Below are 24,378 nucleotides of genomic sequence, written 5' to 3' on the forward strand. Positions count from 1 at the left end.
TCGGCGACGTCCGGCCGCCCGTCGCCGTCGCCCGCCGGGATCAGCGCAGCAGCTCGAGGTAGCCGTCGAGCATGCGCGTGAGCCGCTCGGGCCCGGAGGTTCCGGGCGACACGACCGCGACCACCTGCACGCCGTCGAGCAACGCCATGAAGAGATCGGTCACGAGTGCGACCTCGACGTCCTCGCGGATCTCGCCCCGTCGCTTCGCCGCCTCGAGGTGCCCCGTGATCTCGACGCGCCAGCGCAGCATGGTGCGCTCGTGGAGCTCGAGCAGCTCGGGCTCGTTGGCCGCGTACTCCCAGAACGGGATCACGATGCGCGCCTCGAGGAGCCGTTCGTCGTCGATCGGGAAGATCTGCAGCATGAGCGCGCGCAGCGCCGCGAGACCCTCGGCGTCGGCGCGGACGGCGGCGAAGCGCTCGTTCGTCGCCTCGAAGACGTGCTCGAACGTCGCGCCGAGCAGTTCCTCCTTGTTGCGGAAGTACGGGAACAGGCCCCCGTTGGCCACGCCCGACGCCTTCGCGATCTCGCGCATGGTCGTCGCACGGAACCCCTTCGCCGCGATGAGGCGCCAGGTCGCGTGCACGATCGCGAGACGACGTTCGTCGTGGTCGACGATCTTCGGCATTGACCCTCCAGGGTGACGGCGGTGCGTTCGCTCCACGATACGCGGCGGCCGCGGCAGACACTGCGATGGCCGGGCGGGATTCCTCCCGCCCGGCCATCGCCGTCGCGTTCGCGCCTCAGCCGTTGACGACCTGCGGCACGGCGAGCGCCTTGAGCCCCTCGACCCCGAACTCGAGGCCGTAGCCCGACTGCTTCGCCCCGCCGAACGGCACCATCGGGTGCACCACGCCGTGGGCGTTGATCCAGACGGTGCCCGACTGGATGCGGGACGCGACCTCGCGGGCCGCCTCGCGGTCGGACGACCAGACGGAGGCGCCGAGGCCGACGTCGACGCCGTTGGCCATCTCGATCGCCTCGTCGACGTCGCGGTACCGGATGATCGGGAGCGCCGGGCCGAACTGCTCCTCCGCCACCAGCGGGTGGTCGTTGTCGATGTCGGCGACCAGGGTCGTCGGGTAGAAGTAGCCCGGCTGCTCGCGGTCGGGCTCGCCGCCGAGCACGACGCGTGCGCCGGACGCCTTCGCCGACTCGACGAGCCGGTCGACGATGTCGAACTGCTGCTTGTTCTGCAGCGGCCCGAGCACGTTCTGCTCGTCGATGCCGACGCCCATCGGCATGGCGCCGGCGACCTCGGCGAGCGCCGCGACGACGTCGTCGTAGACGTCGTCGTGCACGTAGAGGCGCTTCAGTGCGGCGCAGGTCTGGCCCGTGTTGATGAACGCGCCCCAGAACAGCCCCTCCGCGATGGCCTTCGGGTCGACGTCGGGCAGCACGATGCCGGCGTCGTTGCCGCCGAGCTCGAGGGTGAGGCGCTTGACCGTGTCGGCCGAGCTGCGGATGATCGCCTTGCCGGTGGCGGTCGAGCCGGTGAACATCACCTTCCCGATCTCGGGGTGCGCGGAGAGCGCGGCGCCGACCTCGCGGCCGCCGCTGACGATGTGCAGCACGCCCTCGGGGAGCACGGTGTTGATCACCTGCACGAGCGCGAGCACGCTGAGCGGGGTGTACTCCGAGGGCTTCACCACCACGGTGTTGCCCATGCGCAGCGCCGGGGCGATCTGCCACACGGTGATCATCTGCGGCCAGTTCCACGGGCCGATGGCCCCGACCACGCCGATGGGGCGGTAGTGGAGCTCCGCGTGGGTCGCGCCGTCGTCGAACACGACCTCGGCCTCGAGCGGCGTCGCGGCGGCGGCACGCATCCAGCCGGATGCCCCGCCGACCTCGAAGCGCGCGTTCGGGCCGTTCAGCGGCTTGCCCTGCTCGCGCGAGAGCAGGTGGGCGAGCGCCTCGGCGTTCGCGTCGATCGCGTCGGCGGCCTGCATGAGCAGTTCGCTGCGGCGCTCGTGCCCGAGTGCGGCCCACGCGGGCTGCGCGGCCTTCGCCGCCGCGACGGCGCGGTCGAGGTCGTCGACCGTGTGCACCGGGGCGTGGCCGACGACGTCTCCGGTCGCAGGGTCGAGGATCTCGCGGCGTTCGCCGCCGTCCGGGGTGATCTCCGCGAGGAGCGCGGCGTGCGCCTCCTCGAGGACGGGGGTCTGGGTGTCGATGGTCATGGCTCCTCCACGTCGAGTCGTGACCATCCACGCTAGGAGCGTGCGGGGGTTCCGCGTTGTCTGCGCGCGCGGGGCGCTTGACCCGGAGCGCTTGCGAACGCGTCCATCCCGGCCGCGGCCTGCGCGAGCCCCCGGTGGCCGCGACTCGTGAACGCGACGACGAGGCTCGCCACCGCGAGCACGCTCGCGAGGAGGCTCCAGGGCTCGGGCATGAGCTGCAGCAGCCCGTAGCCGCCGATGCCCGCCGCGAACCGCACGACTCGCCAGAGCGCACGGGGGCGCCGGGTCTCGGCGGCGCCGATGAGCACCGCGCGCTCGCCGATGGTGACCCCGCCCGCGAGCACGGAGACCGCCTGCGCCGAGATGACGAGCAGCGTCGCGACGAGCGACACCGCGTCCGCGACCTCGAGCACGGCCTCACGACCGAGGAGCAGGAGGAACGCGGCGTTCGCGAGCACCGACAGCGCGACGGAGCCCACGCCGAGCACGAGGAGGTCGGCGGTCATCGCCAGCACGCGGCGGCCGGCCGAGACGACGCCGGTCGCGGCATCCTGCTCGTCGGAGGATCGGCCTCGCCTGACGAGCGCCAGGGCCGCGAGTGAGCCGAGCACCGCGCCGATCGTGTTCGTCATGAGGTCGCCCGTGTCGAACAGTCGGTAGGCGCACGGGTAGACGCCCCAGACGCCGGTGAGCTGCGTGAGCTCGATCGAGAGCGAGACGAGCGCGCCGGCGGCCGTCGCGACGACGATGCCGCGGTCGAACAGCGCGCGCACGAAGAAGCCGAGCGGCAGGAACAGCACGATGTTGAGCGCGAACTGCTGGAACGCGGCGTTGCGCAGCAGCGAGCCGCCGTCCTCCGCCTGCAGGCGCACGATGTCGGCGATCTCCGCGAAGGGGTCGAGCACGACGCCCGAGCACGTGTAGTCGGAATCGGGCAGCGGCAGCAGGGTGTACGCCCAGAGGCCGAGCAGGTAGAAGCCGAGCGCGATCCAGCCGAGGAACCTCGCCGTCGAGAACCCGCCGCGCCGCCGGTAGCTCAGGGCCACGAGGGGCACGAACACGACGGTGAGGGCGACGGCGCCGACGAGGACGGCGATGACTCCGGGCATGAGGCGATCCACGTGACCCCAGTCTACGGAGGCGCCCTCGGTCGCCGGACGGTCGCCGCGCCGTCGCGCCGCGTTGCATCCGTTCGACGTCACGTACAGCAACCGCGCATGAATGTCTAGGTATGATCGAGACATCCCCGGAAAGAATGCGGCCAGCGCTGCCCACCGGCAGACGCGGTCGCACGACCCTGGTCGACGACGCCCACGTCCGCTCGGCCGAGAAGGAAGAACGTGAGCCACGAGTTCGACGCCCGCCGTGCCGAATGGATCGCCAAGGAAGAGCTCGCCGAGCGGATGATTCCGCTGATCGGCGGCCTGTACCGAGACCACGGGGTGGTGACGTCGATCCACGGAAGACGGCTCATCAACCGCTCGGCGGTCGAACTGCTGAAGGCGCACCGCTTCGCCCGTCAGGCCGGTGACGTCGAGCTCGACCTCGTCGACACCATGCGCGTGCTCGACGTGCTCCGCGAGATCGCGCCGGGCCCGGCCTCGATCGACGTCGCCCGCATCGTCAGCCGCTACGCCGACGCCGTCGGTGAGGGCGACGCCCGCGAGCTCGTCGACTTCGTGCGCGCCGAACTCGCCCCGGTCATCGCCGAGGCCGGCGCCCCCGAGGCGTCGGGCACCGACGTGGTGCTCTACGGCTTCGGCCGCATCGGGCGTCTCCTCGCGCGCATCCTCATCGCGCACACGGGCGGCGGCCAGGGCCTGCGCCTGCGTGCGGTCGTCGTGCGCAAGGGCGCCGAGAACGACCTCGTGAAGCGCGCGAGCCTCCTCCGCCGCGACTCGGTGCACGGCCCGTTCGCGGGCACCATCGAGGTCGACGAGGAGGCGAACACGATCCTCGCGAACGGCACGCTGATCCAGGTCATCTACTCCGACGACCCCGCCACGATCGACTACACCGCGTACGGCATCGACAACGCGATCGTCGTCGACAACACGGGCCGCTGGCGCGATGAGGCCGGCCTCAGCCAGCACCTGCAGTCGAAGGGCGTCGCCCGCGTGCTCCTCACCGCACCCGGCAAGGGCGCGATCAAGAACATCGTGCACGGCATCAACACCGACGACATCACGGCCGACGACCGCATCCTCTCGGCCGCGTCCTGCACGACGAACGCGATCACCCCGGTGCTGAAGGCCGTCGACGACGCCTACGGCGTCGTGCGCGGTCACGTCGAGACGGTGCACTCGTTCACGAACGACCAGAACCTGATCGACAACTTCCACAAGGGCGACCGTCGGGGCCGTTCGGCCGTGCTCAACATGGTCATCGCCGAGACGGGCGCCGCGAAGGCCGTGTCGAAGGCGCTGCCCGCGCTCGAGGGCAAGCTCACCGGCTCCGCCATCCGCGTGCCCACGCCCGACGTGTCGCTCGCGATCTTGAACCTGCAGTTCGAGCGCCCCGCGACGAAGGCCGAGCTCAACCGGTTCCTCCGCCAGACCTCGCTCACCTCGCCGTTGCGCCAGCAGATCGACTACATCGAGTCGCCCGAGGTCGTGTCGACCGACTTCGTCGGCTCGAACCGCGCCGGCATCGTCGACGGTCTCGCGACCATCGCCGACGGCACCGACGCCGTGCTCTACGTCTGGTACGACAACGAGTACGGCTACTCGTGCCAGGTCGTGCGCGTGATCGAGGCGATGGCGGGCACCCACCCCGTCGTGCTGCCCGAGCGCCAGCCCGTCGTGCTCGCGCGCGAGCCCGAGCCGGTCGGCTGACCTCGCCTCCAGAATGAGACGGATGCCCCGTGCGCACGCCTGCGCACGGGGCATCCGTCGTTCGCGTACCAAGCGAGCGCTTGGCTGGCCGTAGGCTGGAGCCATGAGCACTGAAGCCGTCATCGTCGACGTCATCCGCACGCCCGTCGGGCGCGGCAAGCCCGGGGGGCTGCTGTCCGCCGTCCACCCCGTCGACCTCCTCGCGGGAGTGCTCGACGCGCTCGTCAATCGCAACGATCTCGACCCGGGGCTGATCGACGACGTGATCGGCGGCTGCGTCAGCCAGATCGGAGAGCAGAGCTACAACCTCACCCGCAACGCGGTGCTCGCCGCGGGCTTCCCCGAGCACGTGCCGGGCACCACGATCGACCGGCAGTGCGGCTCGAGCCAGCAGGCCGCGACGTTCGCCGCGCAGGCCGTGCTCGCGGGCCAGGCCGACATCGTGATCGCCTGCGGGGTCGAGTCCATGAGCCGGGTGCCGCTCGGCTCGAGCGCGGCGGGCGCCGACCCGTACGGCTCGCGCATCCGCGCGCGCTATCCCGAGGGGCTCGTGAACCAGGGCGTCTCCGCCGAGCTCATCGCGGCGAAGTGGGGCTTCGAGCGCGACGAGCTCGACGCCTTCGCCGCACGCTCGCACGAGCTCGCGGCCGCGGCGCACGAGTCGGGCGCGTTCGCGAGCGAGCTCGTGCCCGTGCCCGGTGTCGACGCGCTCGCCGACGAGACGGTGCGTCCGGGCACCTCGGTCGAGTCGCTCGGGGGCCTGAATCCGGCGTTCCGCACCGACGCGCTCGCCGTACGCTTCCCCGAGCTCGACTGGCGCATCACGCCCGGCAACTCGTCGCCGCTCACCGACGGGGCATCCGCCGCGCTCATCATGAGCGCGGAGCGCGCCTCGCAGCTGGGGCTCACCCCGCGGGCGCGCTTCCGTTCGTTCTCGGTGGTCGGCAGCGACCCGCTCTACATGCTCACGGGCGTCATCCCGGCGACCGCGAAGGTGCTCGAGCGGGCCGGCCTCACCCACGACGACATCGACGCGTACGAGGTCAACGAGGCGTTCGCCTCGGTTCCGCTCGCGTGGCTCGCCGACACGGGGGCGGATGCCGCGAAGCTCAACCCGCGCGGCGGGGCGATCGCGCTCGGGCACGCCCTCGGCTCGTCGGGCACGCGCCTGCTCACGACGCTCGTCAACCAGCTCGAGGCGACGGGCGGCCGCTACGGCCTGCAGACGATGTGCGAGGGCGGCGGCATGGCGAACGCCACCGTCATCGAACGCCTCTGACCGACCTCTCCACCCACCCATCCCACCTCCGCACCAGCGCCGTCGATCCGCCCGGGTCACCCGGTCGACGTCCGTCGGGATCGCAGGTTCGCGGGGGAACCCAACGCAGAGAGCAGGAACGCACATGGAACTCAACGGAGCATCCGCGATCGTCACGGGCGGCGCCTCGGGCCTCGGTCGCGCGACGGCGCGCGCACTCGTCGAGGGCGGCGCCGCCGTCGTCCTCGTCGACCTGCCCGGGCCGCGCGGCGAGGAGGCGGCAGCCGAACTCGGCGATCGCGCCCGCTTCGTCGCGGCCGACGTCGCGAACGAGGCCGAGGTGCAGGCCGCGGTCGATGCGGCCTCGGCGCTCGCGCCCCTCCGCGTGGCCGTGAACTGCGCCGGCATCGTGACGGCGAACCGCACCGTCGGTCGTGAGGGCGCCGGCCCCCTCGACGCGTTCGAGCGCACCATCCGGGTGAACCTCATCGGCACCTTCAACGTCACCCGCCTCGCGGCCGCGGCGATGGCCGCGACCGAGCCCGTGACCTCGGCCCTGGCGGGCGGACCGGCGACCGCCGAGCGCGGTGTCATCGTGAACACGGCCTCGGTCGCCGCCTTCGACGGGCAGATCGGCCAGGCCGCCTACTCGGCGTCGAAGGCGGGTGTCGCGGGCATGACGCTGCCGATCGCACGCGACCTGTCGAAGCTGCTCATCCGCGTCATGACGATCGCGCCGGGCATCTTCGAGACGCCGATGATGGCCGGTATGCCCGAGGAGGTGCGCGCCTCGCTCGAGGCCCAGGTGCCCCACCCCTCGCGGCTCGGTCACCCGAGCGAGTACGCCGCGCTCGTGCGCTCGATCATCGCGAACCCGATGCTGAACGGCGAGACGATCCGCCTCGACGGCGCGATCCGGATGCAGCCGAAGTAGCCTGCAGCTCACGACGGATGCCTCGGGGCCGACGATCGATCGTCGGCCCTGAGGCATCCGGTCTGCTGCGGTGCTCAGGCCGCGGTGCGGCGGGGGCTGCGGTTGCCCGGGAAGTCGAGCGTGCCGCGCCCGCCGCCCCGTGCGGCCTTGACGATGCCGTCGATCGAGTCCCAGGCGCAGATCGCGGCGACGCCTCCGACGAACAGCACCGACAGCACGCGCTCGGCGTCGGCGTCGAGGTGCGGGTCGACGAGCGCGACGAACTCGGGGCTGAGCAGCATGCCTTCGATGAAGAGCCAGATGACCGGGATCGCGAACGCGGCGTTCAGCACGACGTTCACGGTCGCGTTGGCCCAGTTCCAGTCGCTGCGGTAGATCCAGACTGCAAACGCCGCCTCGAGCGCGATGAGCACGTAGAGGTACGGCAGCCAGAACGACCACAGCTCGGGCGCGAGCAGCGGCACCGGGGAGCGCTCGCCGCCGATCCACACGATGCCGAACTGCTGCCACACGAGGAACTCGGCGGCGATCGCGAGCCACACGAGGCTGGCGATGAGATCGCCCCGCCGGTGCGGGCGACGCACCTCGGGCAGCTGCGGGAGCTGGTCGGGCGTCCAGCCGAGCAGCTTGTCGGTGCTGCCGACGGCACCCGTGTCGTAGCGCTCGATCAGGGCGAAGACGAGCGTCAGCCAGAAGGCGAGGTGCACGGCGACGGTGATGCCGGTGGAGACCACCGGGCCGACGATCTCCCAGCCGCCGCCCGCGAGGACGAGGCCGAGCGCGGTCGCGGCCGCGACGGTCGCGGGGACGAACGACTCGAGGAAGACCAGGAGGCGCTTCCAGACGAGGAAGTAGCGCGGCCCGATCAGCATGAGCGGGCGGTCGCTGTAGCTCGCGGCGAGCACGGCGGGGTGCCCGAGCTCCACGAGCGCGTCGCGCTCGGCGGTCTCGGGCGTCGAGGCCCCGGATTCGACCCGTGCGTCGATCGTGTCGGCGATGCGCTCGGCGAGGTCGCGGGATAGCTCTTCGCGCTGCGCCTGGGGAAGGCTCCGGGTCGCCGCGAAGAGGTAGCGGTCGGTGAGCTCGGTCATGATTCGTCTCCGTCGGTGAGGCCGGCGAGCGCGTCGTCGATGCGTCGCCAGTCGGTCATGAGGGCGTCGGCGAGCAGCTCGCCGCCGGGGCTGGTGCGGTAGAACTTGCGGGGCCGGGCCTCGTCGGTGTTCCACTCGCTCGTGAGGAGGCCCTGCTTCTCGAGCCGGCGCAGGAGCGGGTAGAGCGTGTTCGCGTCGACGAGGATGCCGAGCGCGTTGAGCGACTCGAGCAGGGCGTAGCCGTAGTCGGGCGTGCGCAGCCGGATCAGGCAGGCGAGCACGACGGTGCCGCGGCGCAGCTCCTGCAGGTGCCCGGCGGTCGTCTCATCGGTGTTCATGCGTCACACGATACTGTGCATCACACACTAATGCAAGAGAAACTTCATTGCCTCGGATGCGGCTCGAGGGTGGCGGGTGCGCCGGGCGGCCTACAGTTCGGCGTGCGACTCCAGGAACTCGTAGACCGAGGCGTCGTCGACCCCGGGGAACGTGCCCGACGGCAACGGCGAGAGCACGTGCGCGTGCAGGCGCGCACTCGGCCAGGCCCGGCCCGCCCAGCGCTCGGCGAGCTCGGACGGGGCGCTGCGGCAGCACGACTCGTCGGGACAGGTGGAGACCGCCCGGAGCGTGGTCTCGCGCCCGCGGAACCACTTCGCCTGCGCGAAGGGCACGCCGACCGTGATCGAGAACTCCGCGGCATCCGTTCGCCCGGTCTGGGTCGCGCACCAGAAGGTGCCCGCCGGGGTGTCGGTGTACTGGTAGTTCTCGGTCGTGCGGTTCGTATGCGCGAACGCGGTGCGGGCACTCCACTTCTTGCACACCCACTGGCCCTCGATCGACCCGGTCACGTCGGTCGGCAGGGGCAGGCCGTCATTCTCGTAGCCCTTGAGGAGCGCCCCGTCGCCCGCCACCCGGAGGAAGTGCAGGGTCATGTCGAGGTGCGAGGTGGCGAGGTTCGTGAAGCGCAGCGCCGCGGCCTCGTGGGTGACCCCGAACGCGTCGCGGAAGTCCTCGATCGCGAGCCGCTTCTCCTTCTTCGCCTCTTGGAGGAACGCGATCGAGGCGTCCTGCGGCATGAGGCAGGCGGCGGCGAAGTAGTTGATCTCGAGTCGCTGCCAGAGGAACTCGGTGTAACTGGCCGGGGGAGTGTGTCCCAGCAGTCGGTGCGCCATCGCCTGGAGGGCCATCGACCGCAGGCCGTGGCCGCCGGGGATCGACGCGGGCGGCAGGTAGATGCGGCCGTTCGAGAGGTCGCTGATCGACCGCGTCGAGTCGGGCAGGTCGTCGACGTAGAAGAGCTGGAACCCGAGCCGCTCGGCCATGACGCTCACCTCGCGGTGCGTCAGCGCGCCGGAGCGGTGCCCCGAGGAGCGGACCTGCTCCTCGGCGAGGGTCTCGATCTCGGGCAGGTAGTTCGCGCGCTCGCGCATGCGCTCGCGGAGCTCGGTGTTGGCGCGCCGCGCCTCCTCGGGGGTCGCGATCGCCTCGGTCGCCCGGCGCTGGAGCTCGCGGTGGAGGCCCACGACCGCCTCGAGCGTCTCGTCGGTGATGCCGCGCGTGGCCTTGATCGGCGGCAGGCCGAGGCTCGCGTAGAGGTGGCCCGCCTGGGCCCGGCCGAGCTCGAGCTCGAGCGCGGCCCGCCGGCTCGGCGCCTCGCGCGAGAGCAGTTCGGCGAGCTCGACGTCGAGCGCGGCGGCCAAGGCGTCGAGGGTCGAGAGCTTCGGCTCGCGCTTGCCGTTCTCGATGAGCGAGAGCTGGCTGCCGGCCATGCCGACGGCCTCGCCGAGCTGGTCGAGGGTGAGCCCGCGCTCGCCGCGGAAGTGGCGGATGCGATGGCCGAGCGTCGCGAGGTCGGGGGAGCCTGCCTTCATGCCTTAAGAATATCGAAAGATCACCAGTTCTTAACTACCGATTTGGTCACGCGGATGCCACGAAACGGCGCATTCTGGAAACACGACCACTCCGGCGCACGCCGGGAACCCATTGGAAGGGACGACGATGACCATCTCCGAGTTCTCGATCGGCACCGAGGCATCCGACTCTGCATCGCCCGAACGGCGCGGGACGACCGACGCGGCCCTGCGGGCGTGGGTCGACGAGATCGCGGGCCTCACCAAGCCCGACGAGATCGTCTGGTGCGATGGCTCGCAGCACGAGGCCGACCTGCTCGAGAAGCAGCTCGTCGCCGAAGGCAAGCTCATCAAGCTGAACCCCGAGTGGCGTCCCAACAGCTACCTCGCGCGCACCGACCCCTCGGACGTCGCGCGCGTCGAGGACCGCACCTTCATCTGCTCGACCTACGAGGAGGACGCGGGCCCGACGAACAACTGGCGCGACCCGCGCGAGATGCGCACCGAGCTCACCGAGGTCTTCGACGGCTCGATGAAGGGCCGCACGATGTACGTCGTGCCGTTCTCGATGGGCCCGCTCGGCGGCCCCATCTCGCAGCTCGGCGTCGAGATCACCGATTCGCCCTACGTCGTGCTCTCGATGGGCATCATGACCCGGATGGGCGAGCAGGTCTACCGCCTCATCGAGGCCGGCGAGCCGTGGGTGCGCACGGTGCACTCGGTCGGCTACCCGCTCGTCGACGGCGTCGGCCACCGCCGCGCCGAGATCGAGTGGCCCTGCAACGACGAGAAGTACATCGTGCAGTTCCCCGACTCGCGCGAGATCTGGTCGTTCGGCTCGGGCTACGGCGGCAACGCGCTGCTCGCGAAGAAGTGCTTCGCGCTGCGCATCGCGAGCGTCATGGCCCGCGACGAGGGCTGGCTCGCCGAGCACATGCTGCTCATCAAGGTCACCTCGCCCGAGGGCAAGTCGTACCACGTGGCGGCCGCCTTCCCGTCGGCGTGCGGCAAGACGAACCTCGCGATGCTGCGTCCGACCATTCCCGGCTGGACGGTCGAGACGATCGGCGACGACATCGCCTGGATGCGCCCCGGCGACGACGGCCGCCTCTACGCGATCAACCCCGAGGCCGGCTTCTTCGGGGTCGCGCCGGGCACCGGCGAGACCACCAACCCGACGGCCGTGCAGACCCTCTGGGGCAACACGATCTTCACGAACGTTGCGCTCCGCCCCGACGGCGACGTCTGGTGGGAGGGCCTGACCGACGAGATCCCCGAGGAGCTCACGGACTGGCAGGGCAACCACTGGACGCCCGCCTCGGGCCGCCCCGCCGCGCACCCGAACTCGCGCTTCACCGTCGCCGCCGCGCAGTGCCCGCAGATCTCCGACGACTGGGACGCCCACGAGGGCGTGCCGATCGACGCGATCCTCTTCGGCGGTCGCCGCGCGACGAACGTGCCGCTCGTCGCCGAGGCCCGCTCCTGGAAGCACGGCGTCTTCATGGGCGCGACCATCTCCTCCGAGAAGACCGCGGCCGCCGAGGGCACCGTCGGCGAGCTGCGCCGCGACCCCTTCGCGATGCTGCCGTTCTGCGGCTACAACATGGCCGACTACTGGGGCCACTGGGTGAAGATGGGCCGGGTGCTCGGCACCAACGCGCCGAAGATCTTCCAGGTCAACTGGTTCCGCAAGGGCGCCGACGGCTCGTTCCTCTGGCCGGGCTTCGGCGAGAACTCGCGCGTGCTCGAGTGGATCGTCGGCCGCATCGAGGGCACCGCCGACACCGTGGAGACGCCGATCGGCCTGCTCCCGGCTGCCGACTCGCTCGACCTCGAGGGGCTCGACATCACGGAGGCGGCGCTCGAGCAGCTCTTCGACGTCGACCGCGACTCGTGGCTCGCCGAGTGCGCGCTCACCGACGAGTACTTCGCCCAGTTCGGCGACCGGGTGCCCGCGGCGCTCAAGGCCGAGCTCGCGAGCCTGCGCTACCACCTCGAGCACGCCTCGGCCCCGGTCGCCGAGTAGCGCTCCGGGACCTCCGGTCGCGAAGGGCGGATGCTGAACGGCATCCGCCCTTCGCCGTCGCCGCGTCCGCGCCACGCGGGCGGCATCGGCCTCGCGCCGCGCCGCCGGGGCTAGCGTGTGCGGCAGGAGGACCCCATGGAGTTCGGCCAGATCATCACGCGGGCGGGCGAGGTCATCGACGTCATCGGCGTCGTCGCGATCGTCGTCGGCGTGCTCTACGCGATGGTGGATGCGGCGATCCGGCGCATCCGCAACACCGGGCCGGTCTACGAGCGGTTCCGCCGGGTGCTCGGTCGCGGCATCCTGATCGGCCTCGAGCTGCTCGTCGCGGCCGACATCATCCGCACGGTTGCCGTGACCCCGACCCTCGAGTCGGTGGGCGTCCTCGGCATCATCGTGCTGATCCGGACGTTCCTCAGCTGGTCGCTCGCCGTGGAGATCACGGGGCGGTGGCCGTGGCAGCGACCGGGTGCCCGGGCGGGTGACGGTGAGCCCGACGTCGGCGGCGCCGAGCGTGCGGCCGCGCGGCCGCAGTAGCCCGCGAGCCGCCCGCGCCGTCGCGCGACGGGGCCCGGATAGACTCGCCGGATGGCGCGCTTCGTCGTCGTGCTCCCGCTCTCGCCGCTCACCGTCGGCGACGAGTTCACGGTCGCGCAATGGCCGTTGCACGTGACCCTCGTCGAGCCGTTCGACACCGAGCTCGACGCCGACGTCCTCTGCGGGACGCTCGCCGCGCTCGCGAGCGAAGCGGGCGAGCGGCCGATCTCGGTCGCCGTCGGCGAGGACGCGATGTTCGGGCCGCGCCGCGACATCCTCGTCTCACTCGTGCGCGACGGCGGCGAGATCGCCGCCCTCCGCGCCGGTGCGATCTCGAGACTCCACGATGCGGGGGTCGAGCGCGTCCGACCGCGCGTCGACTTCCGCCCGCACGTCACGGCGAAGCGACACGGGCGGGTGCACCCCGGCGACCGTCTCGAACTCGGCACCGTCGCGCTCGTCCGGCTCAGACCGCCGGAGACCTCGCACCACGGCCGGATCCTCGGATCCTGGTCGCTCGGCGGGCCTCCGGCGGTCTGAGCCGCCAGATGCGCCGCACCCACGCACCCACGCGCCCCCGCGCTCACGCGACCGGGTCGGGGTTCGGTCGCGAGGGCGCGGGCGGGATTCAGTCGACGGTGTGCGGGTCGTCGAGATGCCCGATCAGGCGCAGCAGCGCCGCCGGGGCGTAGCGGAACTCGATCGTGCCGCTCGCGCCGGCCTCGCTCGGGCCGATCCAGGTGCTCGAGCCCTCGTGCATGCGCACCCAGCCGTGCTCGAACAGGAGGTCGGTGCCGATCACGAAGGCCATCGCCGGGGTGTCGCCCTGGCGCACGGCGATCGAGCCCTCGAACGTCTGCGAGGACGTGGCGTCGACGTCGGCGCGGCACTGCACGCCGACGAGCGGACGCACGATCGGGGTGGCGAATCCGGGTGTCTGGAACGGGCTCTGCTTCGCGGCGTCGGCGACGACGCCGAAGTTGACGCTCGTCGAGACGAGGCTGAGGTCGGCCTGGCCGTCGAGCACGAGGCGGCTCGCGGCGCTGAACCGGTAGAACAGGCGTCCGGCCTCCCTGGCGGGCGGCAGCACCGCGAGGCTCGCCCAGTTGCGCGACCACGCGAGGGGGCCGCCCGAGCGGTTCGGCCGGTCGTAGACGCTCGCGGTGAGGCGCACCGCGCCGTCGGGCCGCGTGGGGGCGGCGTGCAGCGAGCTGCGGCCGCGGTCGTCGGCCGGCATCACGTCGCGCACGGCGGTGAACGCCGGCAGTTGCAGCGGTTCCCAGTGGCGCAGCCACCCCTGGATGCCGGACTGCACCCGGTCGAAGGAGTTGCCGAGGCCCGAGCGGCGCGTCGTGGTGGCGTCGCCCGCCTCGGGCAGTTCGTCGATGAGCTCGACGGGCAGTTCGTCGAAGCGGCTGAGGTCGCGCGAGTCCGTCATGGTCGCGATGGTCATGGTGGGTCCTCCGTGGGGCATGGGCCTGGGGCATCCAATGCCGGATGCGGGTTCCCACGCTAAGGACGACGCGTCGCGGATCCATCCGAGCGAGCACTGAGGTTCGCTCGGGTCAGCACTGAGCGGCGGATGCCCCGTGGCGGCCGCCACGGGGCACCTCGCCGTGGGATCCGCTGGAGCTCAGACGAGCAGCTGGTGCTCGGCGAGCTCCCGGTAGAGGGGCACCGAGTCGACGAGCTCGCCGTGCGTGCCCTCGCCGACGACCCGACCGTCGTCGAGCACGACGATGCGGTCGGAGTCGATGACGGTCGAGAGCCGGTGCGCGATCACGATGAGCGTGCGGCCTGCGGCGACCGCGTCGATCGCCTCGCGCATCATGCGCTCGTTGACGCCGTCGAGCGACGAGGTCGACTCGTCGAGCAGCAGGATGGGCGGCGCGGCGAGCAGCGCCCGCGCGATCGCGAGCCGCTGGCGTTCGCCGCCCGACAGCATGATGCCGTCGTCGCCGACCGCGGCGCCGAGGCCGGCCGGGTCGCGGTCGAGCACCGCGCCGAGGTTGACGGCCCGCAGCACGTGCTCGCACTCGACGTCGGTGGCGTCGGGCGATCCGAGCAGGAGGTTGTCCCGCAGGGTGCCGGCGAGCACGGGGGCGTCCTGCTCGACGTAACCGATCTGGGCGCGCAGTTCGGTGCGGTCGAGGGCGCGCAGGTCGAGCCCGCCCATGCGGACCGCGCCGACCGAGGGGTCGTAGAACCGTTCGATGAGCGCGAGGATCGTCGACTTGCCGGCGCCCGACGGCCCGACGAGCGCGATGCGCCGACCGCGGGGCACCTCGAACGACACGCCGCGCAGCACGGGCTGCCGCTCGGTGACGTCGGGCTCGGGCAGGTGCTCGTCGGGGGAGTCGTTGGCGGGGTCCGCCGGGTCCTGACGGGTCGAGGCGTACGCGAAGTGCACGTCGTCGAAGGCGATGGCCGGCGCGTCGGGCAGCAGGCCCTCGTTGGCGTCGCCGACGATGAGGGCGCGCGGGGCGAGCTCGCGGTCGTGCGCGTCCTCGTCGGGGAGGTCGAGGATCTCCTGGATGCGCCCGAGGGCGCCGAGGGCCTGGTTGACCGAGGTGATCGCGCCGAACGCCTGCCCGAGCGGCAGGATCATCATGAAGAGGAACAGGATGAACGCGACGAGGTTCGCCACGGTGATCGCCCCCGAGGCCACGCGGTAGCCGCCGACCCCGAGCACCACGAGGAACGACACCTGCATCGCGATGCCGGCGATCGGCACGATCAGCGCCGAGATCTTCGCGACCTGCACGCCCATGCGCCACGCGCCCTCGGCCTCGGCCTCGACGGCCGTGACCTCGCGCTCGGTGGCGCCGGCGGCGCGGATGGTGCGCACGGCGCCGATGGCCCGCTCGACCGAGGCGGCGACGTCGCCGACCTTCGCCTGCGCCGCGTGCGACGCCTCGCGCACCCGCTGCGAGAGCAGCGTCACGGTCGTGATCGCGATGGCGACGACGAGCACGGTGAGTCCGAGCAGCACCGGGTCGATGATGAGCATGGCGATGAGGGCGCCGATGAAGGTGACGGTGCCGCCCACCGCTTCGACGAGGCCCTGCGTGAGCACGGCGCGCAGCATCGTCGTGTCGCTGCCGACGCGCGAGACGAGGTCGCCGGTGCGACGGGTGTCGAACTCGGCGATCGGCAGGTGCAGCAGCTTGTGGATGAGCCGCTTGCGGCTCGAGAGCACGACGCCCTCACCGGTTCGCTGCAGCAGGTAGTGCTGGTAGCCCGAGATCACACCGCTCACGATGACGAGCGCGATGAGCGCCCAGACGATGCCGCCGAGCGGCTCGTTCGCCTCGACGACGTTGATGACCTGGCTGACGAGCAGCGGCTGGGCGAGGCTCGCGAACGCGCCGACGATCGAGAGCACGGCGACCCAGATGAGCACCGGACGGTGTTCGAAGATGAAGGGCAGCAGCTGCCGGAAGGTGGCGCGGGGGCCCGCGGGCTGCTCGCCGCCGCGGCGGGCGAAGGGTGACGTGCGGCGGGTGGTGGACCGGGGGCGACGGGCCAGGCGCGCGTTGCGCGCGGCGCGTTCGTCGCGGCGGGTTCGGGGCTCGCTGGTGCTCATGCTCACTTTCCTGACGAGAAGAGCGATCGGATGCCTCGCGCCCCCGCCGCTCGCATCATCGCCGCATTGCAGCCTACGCGTCTCAGCTGCGCCCGTACTTCTTGTGCACCGCCTGCTTCGACACTCCGAGGGCGAGGGCGATGAGCTGCCAGCTCGATCCGGCCGCGCGGGCGCGGCGGACGGCGAGCGATTCGGCGCGGTCGAGGTCGCGGGTGAGCTCGACCCTCGCGCGGTGGAGTTCGCGGAGCGCCCGGTACGGGTCGTCGCCGTCGGCTGCGGCGATGGCGGTGCGGAGGTTGCGGTCGTCCATGGCGTCAACCGTAGTTGACGCTGAGGGGTTCGTCAATCTCGGTTGACGGTACCGCTGCCCTTCACGAGGCCGCGCCCGGCGCCGTGATGACCGCGGCGGCCGCGGCATGACCGGCGAGGGCCGCCGCTGCCGGCGCGAGCCCGGCCAGTCGGGCGGCGAGGAACCCGGCGGCGAAGGCATCGCCTGCGCCCGTGAGGTCCCGCGCGCCCGGCACCGGCTCCACGGGCACCTCCGCGATCAGCCGGCCGCCCTCGAAGACCTGCGTCGGCAGGGGGCCGTGCTTCACGACGACGTTCGCTGCGACGTCGGCCGTGGGCGGCCCGCCATCGCCGAGGCCGAGCAGCGCGGCCTCGGTCTCGTTCGCGAAGAGCACGTCGGGTCCGAGCGACCGGTAGAGGCGGAGCACGTGCTCGACACCGAGCGCCGAGAGCAGCCCGGTCGACGAGGCGTCGATCGAGAGGCCCGCGCCCTGCTGCCGCGCCTCCGCGATGAGCGCGAGCACGGCCGATCGCGCCGGTTCGCGTTCGAAGCCGTAGCTCGGCACGTGCAGCCAGTCGACGCCGTCGAGCCAGGCCGGGTCGACCGCCTCGAGCAGCGCACTCGCACCGCGGTCGGGGAACATCGTGCGCTCGCCGTCGGGGTCGACGACGAGCACCACGGCGCCCGTCGTGCCGCGTCGCTGCACGCGCACGTCGACGCCGCGGCGCTCGAGCTCCGTGACGAGCGCCTCGCCCGCGGCGTCGGGTCCGACGCAGCCGATGAAGCGCGTGGCGACGAGCGGGGCCGCGAGCGCCGCGACGTTCGCCGCACTGCCGCCGCGCGTGCGGAACACCCGGGCGGCGGTGTCGGTGCCGTGCCGCACGGGCTCGGACGCCCAGACGACGACGTCCTCGACGAGATCGCCGACGACCGCGAGGAGCGGCGGGCGCGAGGCATCCATCGCGGGATCAGCCGGCGAGCTCACACGCGATCTCCGCCCCGAGCGCGACGTTGCCGCGATAGACCTCGAGGTTCACCTCGAGGCTCGCGCCGCCCGTCTCGCGGTGGAACCGCTCGAGCAGGAACGGCGTGGTGTCGTGGCCGGCCACGCCGGCGGCGATGGCCGCCGCGAGCGACTCGGCGAGCACCCGGTCGTGCAGCGCCGGGTCGAGCTGCCGCTCGGGCGCGACCGGGTTTGCGACGAGGACCGCCGCGCGCTGCCCGAGCTCGTCGCGCGCCCGGGCGAGCGACGCCGCCTCGGCGGGGGAGTCGACCCGGTAGTCGAGCGCGAAGCCCGAATCGGTGACCGTGAACGCCGGAAACCGGTTCGTGCGGTAGCCGACGACGGGGATCGAGAGGGTCTCGAGGCGTTCGAGCGTCGCCGCGATGTCGAGGATCGACTTGACGCCGGCGCTCACGAGGGTGATCGGCGTCTCGGCGAGCAGCGGCAGGTCGGCCGACTCGTCGAAGCTCTCGGCCGCGCCCCGGTGCACCCCGCCGAGACCGCCGGTCGACATCACCCGGATTCCGGCCCGGTGCGCGAGCCAGGCCGTCGCCGCGACCGTCGTCCCGGCATCGAGGTGCTTCGCCCGGGCGATCGGCAGGTCGCGCACGCTCGCCTTCACCACGTCCTCGGCCGTGCAGAGGTGCTCGATCTCGGCGGCGGCGAGCCCGACGACCGCGACGCCGGCGACGACGCCGATCGTGGCCGGCACGACCCCCGCCGCCCGCACCTCGGCCTCGCTGCGGAGCGCGACCTCGAGGTTGCGGGGCCGAGGCAGCCCGTGCGTGAGGATCGTCGACTCGAGCGCGAGCACGGGCCGCCCCTCGTCGAGGGCGGCGCGCACCTCGTCGGCGACGAGGATCGCGGGGTGGGCGGGGCCGGGCGGCACGTCGACGGGCATGCCGCCATGTTAGAGGCGGGCGCCCTCGAAACCCGGCGGGCACGACGAAGGGCGGATGCCCGGGCCCCCGGCGCCGGAGGCTCGGTACCGCGCGAAGCGATGTGCCGAGTGGCCCGGGGAGCATCCGCCCTTCGTGGGGAACCGCCGGCTACAGCACCGCCGAGGACTCGAGCCCCGCCTCGTCGAAGTCGACGTCGCGGGTCTCTTTCGAGACGAGCAGCGCGATGAGCGTCAGGACGCCCATGACCGAGAGGTAGACGCCCACCCAGAACGGGCTGCCGCCGCCGGCCTGCCACAGGGCGACCGCGATGAACGGGGCGACCGCGGCGCCGAGGATCGACGACACGTTGTACGAGATGCCCGAGCCCGTGTAGCGCACGTTCGTCGGGAACAGCTCGGGCAGGAGCGCCCCCATCGGGCCGAAGGTCATGCCCATGAGGGAGAAGCCGACGACGAGCCAGGCCATGACCCCGACGAAGCCGGCGCCGAGCAGCGGCACCCACGCGAGGCCGAACACGATGATGCCGATCGTGACCCAGATGAGCGTCTTGCGGCGCCCCCAGCGGTCGGCCCACGGGCCCGACAGGAGAGTGAAGATGCCGAAGAAGACGACCCCGCCGATGAGCATCAGCACGAAGGTGTTGTACGAGTAGCCGAGGCCGGGGAGCGCGCCGTCGGCCGGCTCGACCGCCGCGCGGCCGTAGCTCAGCGAGAACGTCGTCATCAGGTAGAAGAGCACGTACGTCGCCAGCATGAAGAAGGTGCCGAGGATGAGCTGCTTCCAGTAGTGCTTGAAGACGTTCGCGAGCGGCAGGCGCGTGAGCTTGCCGCGCTTGGACGCCGACTGGAACGCGGTCGACTCGACCAGGCGCAGGCGCACCCAGAGGCCGACGGCCACCATCACGATCGAGAAGAGGAACGGGATGCGCCAGCCCCAGTCGAGGAACGCCTGCGAGGGCATCGTCGGGTCGTCGGAGGGCAGCAGCGCCGCGATGACGAGGAACAGGCCGTTCGCGATGATGAAGCCGATCGGCGCGCCGAGCTGCGGGAAGGTGCCGTACCAGGCGCGCTTGCCGGCCGGCGCGTTCTCGGTCGCGACGAGCGCCGCACCCGACCACTCGCCGCCGAGGGCGAAGCCCTGCGCGATGCGCAGCACGACGAGGAGGAGCGGGGCCAGCCAGCCGACCGCCTCGTAGGTCGGCAGCGCGCCGATGAGGAAGGTCGCGATGCCCATCGTGAGGAGGGCGCCGACGAGCGTCGCCTTGCGGCCGTGCTTGTCGCCCAGGTGGCCGAACACGATCGCGCCGAGCGGGCGCGCGACCATCGCCGCGCCGAACACGGCGAACGACGAGAGGAGGGCGGTCGTCGGGTCGCCCGTCGGGAAGAACAGGTGCGGGAAGACGAGCACCGCTGCGGTCGCGTAGACGTAGAAGTCGTAGAACTCGATCGTCGTGCCGATGAGGCTCGCGAGGATCACGCGGCTGCGGGGATTGGCCGGGGCGGCCGTGGTGGTGGGTGCGGACGGGGCCGCGGGTGATGCTGACATCGCTGGCGAAGACTCCAGGGTTGCGTGACGACGCTGCGCTCGGGGCACGTCGGTCTGGCGTCTTGCCCGTGAGGCAGTGGGGTGGAATCGTCGCTTGTGGCAACCCACCTACACTACGCCTGCGCCGCGGCGCGACCCCGCGAGCGGGGGCCGTGCGTGCGACGAACGGTGGCGATCGTGCGGCGAACGGCCGAGGCATCCGCCCGTTCAATCGAAGGTTCGATGCCCCCGCGAGGCCCGCGTCGTTAGGCTGGGGCCATGGATACCCTCTTCAGCGTTCTGCACGTCGTCTCCGCCGTCTTCATCGTCGGGCCGATGGCGATCCTGCCGATGACCGCCATGCGTGCGGTCCGCGCGGGCAACGCAGGTCAGGTCGCGACGCTCGCGAAGTCGACGATGATCTTCAGCTGGCTCTCGCTCGCGGTGTTCGTCTTCGGGTTCGGGGCCATGAGCATGGCCCCCGACGAGTTCGATCTCTCGGTGACGACCCCGTGGATCCTCTGGTCGATCATCCTCTACGTGATCGCCTTCGCGCTCAGCATCTTCGTCGTCGTGCCCGCCATGAACAAGGCGGCCGAGGCGCTCGCCGCGAGCGGTGCGGATGCCTCGGGCGCGGCTGCGGCCGAACGCCCGAGCTACCCCGCGATCGCGGCCGGCAGCGGCATCGTGTCGCTGCTGCTCGTCGCGGTCGTCGTGCTCATGGTCTGGAAGCCGTAGAGCCCGGCAGTTCCGTCGGCGGGGCGCCACGAGACCGCAGGCCGCGGTGCTCGGGGCGCCCCGTCGTCGTCAACCGGCCGAGCGGAGGGCGCGGAGCGCCCTGGCCGTCGCGATCGCGGCCTCGGCGGCCTCGCGCCCCTTGTCCTCCTTCGAGCCCGGCAGGCCGGCACGGTCGAGGCCCTGCTGCTCGTCGTCGAGGGTGAGCACGCCGAACCCGACGGGCTTGCCCGTGTCGAGCGCGACCCGGGTGAGCCCGTCGGTCGCCGCGGCCGACACGTACTCGAAGTGCGGCGTGCCGCCGCGGATGATGACGCCGAGGGCCACGACCGCGTCGGCGCCGGCCTCGAGCGCGGCCTTCGAGACGACCGGCAGCTCGAAGCTGCCGGGCACGCGCACGAGCTCGAACTCGGCGCCCGCCGACTCGAGGGTGCGGGTCGCGCCCGCGATGAGGCCGTTCGAGATCTCGTCGTGCCAGCTGCCCGCGACGATGACGACGCGGAGGCCGGAGCCGTCGATGTCGAGGGTGGGCGAGCCGTGACCGCTCATGATGCGTGTCCTTCCAGGAGGGTTTCCGCCGCCGCGTCGGCGAGCTGTTGGTCTTCGATGGCGTGGCCCATGCGGCGACGCTTGGTGTCGAGATAGCCGGTGTTGACGGTGCCGACGCCGACGACGAGCGGCATGCGCTCGACGACCTCGATGCCGTGCGCCTCGAGCTGGCGCACCTTGTCGGGGTTGTTCGTGAGCAGGCGCACCCGCTCGACGCCGAGGTCGGCGAGGATCGCCGAGGCCGCCGTGTAGTCGCGGGCGTCGATCGGCAGGCCGAGCGCGACGTTCGCGTCGAGGGTGTCGAGGCCGTCCTCCTGCAGGCGGTAGGCGCGCAGCTTGTTGATGAGGCCGATGCCGCGGCCCTCGTGGCCCCGCAGGTAGATCACGACGCCGCCGCGGCGCTGGATCTCCTCGAGCGCGGCGTCGAGCTGCGGCCCGCACTCGCACTTCAACGAGCCGAACGCCTCGCCGGTCAGGCACTCCGAGTGCACCCGCACGACCGCGCCCAGTTCGTCGGCGCCCGGGTCGCCGACGATGATCGCCACGTGGTCGGCCCCCGTGCCGCGGTCGCGGTAGGCCCGTACGCGGAAGTCGCCGTGCTCGGTGGGCAGCGTGGTCTCGACCTCGAAGGCGACCGGCGACGACTCGGGCACCGCGGCGGCCGCGTCGAGGTCGTCGTGCTCGTGCCACTCGCGCAGCCACTCGATGAGGGCGGCGACCGTCGTCACCGGCAGGCCCTCGCGCTCGCCGAGCGCGATGAGGCCCGGCAGGCGCATCATCTCGCCGTCGTCCTCGACGAGTTCGCCGATGACGCCGACGGGGGAGAGTCCCGCGAGGCGCATGAGGTCGACCGCGGCCTCGGTGTGCCCGGCGCGCTCGCGCACGCCGCCGTCGACCGCGCGCAGCGGGATCACGTGACCGGGCCGGATCAGCCGCTCAGGCGTCGATGCGGGATCGGCGAGGACCCGCAGGGTGTGCGCGCGCTCGGTGGCCGAGATGCCGGTCGAGTTGCGGTCGGCCGCGTCGACCGAGATCGTGTACGCCGTCGAGCGCGCGTCCTCGTTGCGCTCGACCATGAGGGGCAGCTCGAGGCGGTCGGCGATCGCGTTCGGCATGGGCGCGCAGAGGTAGCCGCTCGTGTTGCGCACCATCCAGGCGATCCACTCCTGCGTGGCGAACTCGGCGGCCATGATCGCGTCGCCCTCGTTCTCGCGGGCCTCGTCGTCGGCGACGATGACGGGCTTGCCGGCGCGGAGCGCGTCGAGCACCTCGGGGATCGTGGCGAGGCTCATGCGAGACCCCCGCTCGTCGCGGGCACGGATGACGGCAGCGTGCGGTGCTCGCCGAAGCGCAGCATCCTGGCCACCTGCCGCGCGAGGATGTCGGTCTCGAGGTTCACGCGGTCGCCGACGACGCGTTCGCCGAGGGTCGTCGCCACGAGCGTCTCGGGGATGAGCGACACCTCGAACCAGTCGCCGGCGTCGTCGGCGCCGACCGCGCTCACCGTGAGCGAGACGCCGTCGATCGCGATCGAACCCTTGTCGACGACGAGCGGCGCGTGCTCGGGGTCGAGCGAGAATCGGATGACCCGCCAGGCCTCGCCCGGCCGGATCTCGAGCACCTCGGAGGTGCCGTCGATGTGGCCCTGCACGATGTGCCCGCCGATGCGGTCGCCGACCTTCGCGGCCCGCTCGAGGTTCACCGCGAGGCCCTCGCGCGCCGCGTCGAGCGTCGACATCGCGAGGGTCTGCGCCATGACATCGGCGGTGAAGCCCTGCGCGTCGAACTCGACCACCGTGAGGCAGACGCCCGACACCGAGATCGAGTCGCCGTGCTTCACGCCCTCGACCGCGAGCGGCCCGTGCACCGTCAGCCGCGCGGCGTCGGCGTTGCGCTCGACGCCCGCGATGCGGCCGAGTTCCTCGATGATTCCGGTGAACATGTCAGTTGCCTTCCTGTGGGCCGGCCGGGGCCGGGTGGGCGACGAGCAGGAGATCGTCGCCGAGCCGCTCGACGGCGGCGAAATCGAAGCGGCGGGCGTCGGCGATCGTCGTGACGCCGAGGTCGCCGAGCGCGAGCATCGGACCGCCGATGAGGGCGGGGGCGAGGTAGACGAGCAGTTCGTCGACGAGGCCGGCGGCGATGAACGAACTCGCGAGCGTCGGTCCGCCCTCGACGAAGAGCGAGCGGATGCCCCGCCGCTGCAGCTCCTCGAGGTCGCTCGCGAGGTCGGCGCCCGTGACGAACACCGGCTCGTGCGGGTGGGCGCGCAGCGCCGCGCCGGCCGGCACCGGGCGGCGCCCGAAGACGACGGGCACGGGCTGGCGCTCGAGCAGCCGGCCCGCGTCGTCGCGCGCGGTGAGCGCCGGGTCGTCGGCGAGCACGGTGCCCGTGCCCACGGCGATGGCCTCGGCGGCGGAACGGCGGCGGTGCACGTCGTGGCGGGCGGCCGGGCCCGTGATCCACTGGCTCGTGCCGTCTTCCGCGGCCGCGCGGCCGTCGAGGCTCGACGCCCACTTCACGATCACGCGGGGCCGACGGTGACGGGCGGCGAACAGCCAGTCGTCGAGGAGCGCCTCGACCTCGTCGGCGAGCACGCCGCCGGTGACGTCGACGCCCGAGTCGCGCAGGCGCGCGGCGCCGCCCGAGGAGTGGTCGCCGGGGTCGCCGACCGCGTAGACGACGCGGGCGACGCCGGCCTCAACGAGGGCGAGGGCGCACGGGCCGGTGCGGCCGGTGTGGTTGCAGGGCTCGAGGGTGACGACGGCCGTCGCCCCGGCGGCGGCGCCCGGCGCGAGCTTCGAGAGGGCGTCGACCTCGGCGTGCGCGGTGCCGGCGCCCCGGTGCCAGCCCTCGGCGAGCACCTCGCCCGCGGGCGAGAGGATGACGCAGCCGACGCGCGGGTTCACGCCCGTGGCGGGGCCCCGCTCGGCGAGTTCGAGCGCGCGGCGCATCGCCGTGGCATCCGCTGCGTGCCGCGCAGCCGCCTGTTCGTCAGCGCTCGCCATTCCTCGTCCTCGTGTCCAAGGCTCCGGGAATGCTCGGCTGGTCCCGCGGTGTCGCCACCGCGTCGTCGG

General features: G+C 72.3%; 23 protein-coding genes. 7 read left to right on the forward strand and 16 right to left on the reverse strand.

What is annotated here, in order from left to right; all coding sequences use genetic code 11:
- Nucleotides 1-40: 40 nt before the first annotated feature.
- The 3 genes from ACFVTR_RS02970 to ACFVTR_RS02980 all read right to left on the reverse strand — a co-directional run bounded on the left by ACFVTR_RS02970 (nt 41) and on the right by ACFVTR_RS02980 (nt 3,292).
- A complete protein-coding gene (locus ACFVTR_RS02970) occupies nt 41-628 on the reverse strand; it encodes a TetR/AcrR family transcriptional regulator (RefSeq protein WP_387034593.1) in 588 nt (195 codons plus the stop codon).
- Between the two features lie 115 nt (nt 629-743).
- Complete coding sequence (locus ACFVTR_RS02975; RefSeq protein WP_387034595.1) at nt 744-2,183, reverse strand: aldehyde dehydrogenase family protein; 1,440 nt, start codon at nt 2,181-2,183, stop codon at nt 744-746.
- A gap of 32 nt (nt 2,184-2,215) precedes the next feature.
- On the reverse strand, nt 2,216-3,292 hold the full coding sequence (locus tag ACFVTR_RS02980; RefSeq protein WP_387034597.1) for a VanZ family protein: 1,077 nt from the start codon (nt 3,290-3,292) through the stop codon (nt 2,216-2,218).
- A 294-nt stretch (nt 3,293-3,586) separates the two neighbouring features.
- Between ACFVTR_RS02980 and ACFVTR_RS02985 the strand changes: the two genes are divergently transcribed.
- The 3 genes from ACFVTR_RS02985 (at nt 3,587) to ACFVTR_RS02995 (ending at nt 7,209) form a co-directional block, all read left to right on the forward strand.
- Complete coding sequence (locus tag ACFVTR_RS02985; protein ID WP_387035372.1) at nt 3,587-5,017, forward strand: glyceraldehyde-3-phosphate dehydrogenase; 1,431 nt, start codon at nt 3,587-3,589, stop codon at nt 5,015-5,017.
- Nucleotides 5,018-5,120: 103 nt separating this feature from the next.
- A complete protein-coding gene (locus ACFVTR_RS02990; RefSeq protein ID WP_387034599.1) occupies nt 5,121-6,296 on the forward strand; it encodes a thiolase family protein in 1,176 nt (391 codons plus the stop codon).
- Between the two features lie 124 nt (nt 6,297-6,420).
- On the forward strand, nt 6,421-7,209 hold the full coding sequence (locus tag ACFVTR_RS02995; RefSeq protein ID WP_387034601.1) for an SDR family NAD(P)-dependent oxidoreductase: 789 nt from the start codon (nt 6,421-6,423) through the stop codon (nt 7,207-7,209).
- Nucleotides 7,210-7,283: 74 nt separating this feature from the next.
- Here ACFVTR_RS02995 and ACFVTR_RS03000 read toward each other — a convergent pair whose 3' ends face one another.
- From ACFVTR_RS03000 to ACFVTR_RS03010, 3 genes are all read right to left on the reverse strand, one after another.
- Nucleotides 7,284-8,300, reverse strand: a complete 1,017-nt coding sequence (locus ACFVTR_RS03000; protein WP_387034603.1) for a permease prefix domain 1-containing protein — start codon at nt 8,298-8,300, stop codon at nt 7,284-7,286.
- Complete coding sequence (locus tag ACFVTR_RS03005) at nt 8,297-8,638, reverse strand: PadR family transcriptional regulator (protein WP_387034605.1); 342 nt, start codon at nt 8,636-8,638, stop codon at nt 8,297-8,299. The genes ACFVTR_RS03000 and ACFVTR_RS03005 overlap by 4 nt, the downstream gene beginning before the upstream one ends.
- A gap of 90 nt (nt 8,639-8,728) precedes the next feature.
- Nucleotides 8,729-10,171: a helix-turn-helix domain-containing protein gene (locus ACFVTR_RS03010; RefSeq protein WP_387034607.1), complete on the reverse strand. Its 1,443-nt coding sequence runs from the start codon at nt 10,169-10,171 to the stop codon at nt 8,729-8,731.
- A gap of 127 nt (nt 10,172-10,298) precedes the next feature.
- Here ACFVTR_RS03010 and ACFVTR_RS03015 point away from each other — a divergent pair, with 127 nt between their 5' ends.
- The 3 genes from ACFVTR_RS03015 to ACFVTR_RS03025 all read left to right on the forward strand — a co-directional run bounded on the left by ACFVTR_RS03015 (nt 10,299) and on the right by ACFVTR_RS03025 (nt 13,253).
- On the forward strand, nt 10,299-12,176 hold the full coding sequence (locus ACFVTR_RS03015) for a phosphoenolpyruvate carboxykinase (GTP) (RefSeq protein ID WP_387034609.1): 1,878 nt from the start codon (nt 10,299-10,301) through the stop codon (nt 12,174-12,176).
- A 135-nt stretch (nt 12,177-12,311) separates the two neighbouring features.
- The gene (locus ACFVTR_RS03020) at nt 12,312-12,713 is read left to right on the forward strand and encodes a DUF1622 domain-containing protein (RefSeq protein WP_387034612.1); all 402 of its coding nucleotides are present in this window, start codon (nt 12,312-12,314) and stop codon (nt 12,711-12,713) included.
- Between the two features lie 51 nt (nt 12,714-12,764).
- Complete coding sequence (locus ACFVTR_RS03025; protein ID WP_387034614.1) at nt 12,765-13,253, forward strand: 2'-5' RNA ligase family protein; 489 nt, start codon at nt 12,765-12,767, stop codon at nt 13,251-13,253.
- 88 nt (nt 13,254-13,341) lie between these two features.
- On the opposite strand, the gene ACFVTR_RS03030 is transcribed toward ACFVTR_RS03025, so the two are convergent.
- The 6 genes from ACFVTR_RS03030 to ACFVTR_RS03055 form a co-directional block, all read right to left on the reverse strand.
- Nucleotides 13,342-14,166 carry a hypothetical protein gene (locus ACFVTR_RS03030; RefSeq protein WP_387034616.1) on the reverse strand — a complete coding sequence of 275 codons (825 nt, stop codon included), beginning with the start codon at nt 14,164-14,166 and terminating at the stop codon, nt 13,342-13,344.
- 180 nt (nt 14,167-14,346) lie between these two features.
- Nucleotides 14,347-16,299 carry an ABC transporter ATP-binding protein gene (locus ACFVTR_RS03035; RefSeq protein ID WP_387034618.1) on the reverse strand — a complete coding sequence of 651 codons (1,953 nt, stop codon included), beginning with the start codon at nt 16,297-16,299 and terminating at the stop codon, nt 14,347-14,349.
- 82 nt (nt 16,300-16,381) lie between these two features.
- Nucleotides 16,382-16,609: a hypothetical protein gene (locus ACFVTR_RS03040; protein ID WP_376941150.1), complete on the reverse strand. Its 228-nt coding sequence runs from the start codon at nt 16,607-16,609 to the stop codon at nt 16,382-16,384.
- Nucleotides 16,610-16,670: 61 nt separating this feature from the next.
- Nucleotides 16,671-17,549: a carbohydrate kinase family protein gene (locus ACFVTR_RS03045; RefSeq protein ID WP_387034620.1), complete on the reverse strand. Its 879-nt coding sequence runs from the start codon at nt 17,547-17,549 to the stop codon at nt 16,671-16,673.
- A 7-nt stretch (nt 17,550-17,556) separates the two neighbouring features.
- The gene (locus ACFVTR_RS03050; protein ID WP_387034622.1) at nt 17,557-18,492 is read right to left on the reverse strand and encodes a pseudouridine-5'-phosphate glycosidase; all 936 of its coding nucleotides are present in this window, start codon (nt 18,490-18,492) and stop codon (nt 17,557-17,559) included.
- A 148-nt stretch (nt 18,493-18,640) separates the two neighbouring features.
- Nucleotides 18,641-20,038, reverse strand: a complete 1,398-nt coding sequence (locus ACFVTR_RS03055) for an MFS transporter (RefSeq protein ID WP_387034624.1) — start codon at nt 20,036-20,038, stop codon at nt 18,641-18,643.
- A gap of 258 nt (nt 20,039-20,296) precedes the next feature.
- Between ACFVTR_RS03055 and ACFVTR_RS03060 the strand changes: the two genes are divergently transcribed.
- The gene (locus ACFVTR_RS03060) at nt 20,297-20,755 is read left to right on the forward strand and encodes a DUF2269 family protein (protein WP_387034626.1); all 459 of its coding nucleotides are present in this window, start codon (nt 20,297-20,299) and stop codon (nt 20,753-20,755) included.
- 69 nt (nt 20,756-20,824) lie between these two features.
- On the opposite strand, the gene ribH is transcribed toward ACFVTR_RS03060, so the two are convergent.
- The 4 genes from ribH to ribD are packed head-to-tail and all read right to left on the reverse strand — an operon-like array spanning nt 20,825 to nt 24,309.
- On the reverse strand, nt 20,825-21,301 hold the full coding sequence (gene ribH / locus ACFVTR_RS03065; RefSeq protein WP_387034628.1) for a 6,7-dimethyl-8-ribityllumazine synthase: 477 nt from the start codon (nt 21,299-21,301) through the stop codon (nt 20,825-20,827).
- Complete coding sequence (gene ribA / locus ACFVTR_RS03070; protein WP_387034630.1) at nt 21,298-22,593, reverse strand: GTP cyclohydrolase II; 1,296 nt, start codon at nt 22,591-22,593, stop codon at nt 21,298-21,300. Before ribA ends, ribH begins: the two co-directional genes overlap by 4 nt.
- Complete coding sequence (locus ACFVTR_RS03075; protein WP_387034632.1) at nt 22,590-23,243, reverse strand: riboflavin synthase; 654 nt, start codon at nt 23,241-23,243, stop codon at nt 22,590-22,592. Before ACFVTR_RS03075 ends, ribA begins: the two co-directional genes overlap by 4 nt.
- A 1-nt stretch (nt 23,244) precedes the next feature.
- Nucleotides 23,245-24,309, reverse strand: coding sequence for a bifunctional diaminohydroxyphosphoribosylaminopyrimidine deaminase/5-amino-6-(5-phosphoribosylamino)uracil reductase RibD (ribD, locus tag ACFVTR_RS03080; RefSeq protein ID WP_387034634.1), 1,065 nt, complete (start codon nt 24,307-24,309; stop codon nt 23,245-23,247).
- Between the last annotated feature and the right edge of the window lie 69 nt (nt 24,310-24,378).

Origin of the sequence: Agromyces sp. NPDC058126 (genome assembly GCF_042884595.1) — a bacterium.
Lineage (GTDB): Bacteria > Actinomycetota > Actinomycetes > Actinomycetales > Microbacteriaceae > Agromyces.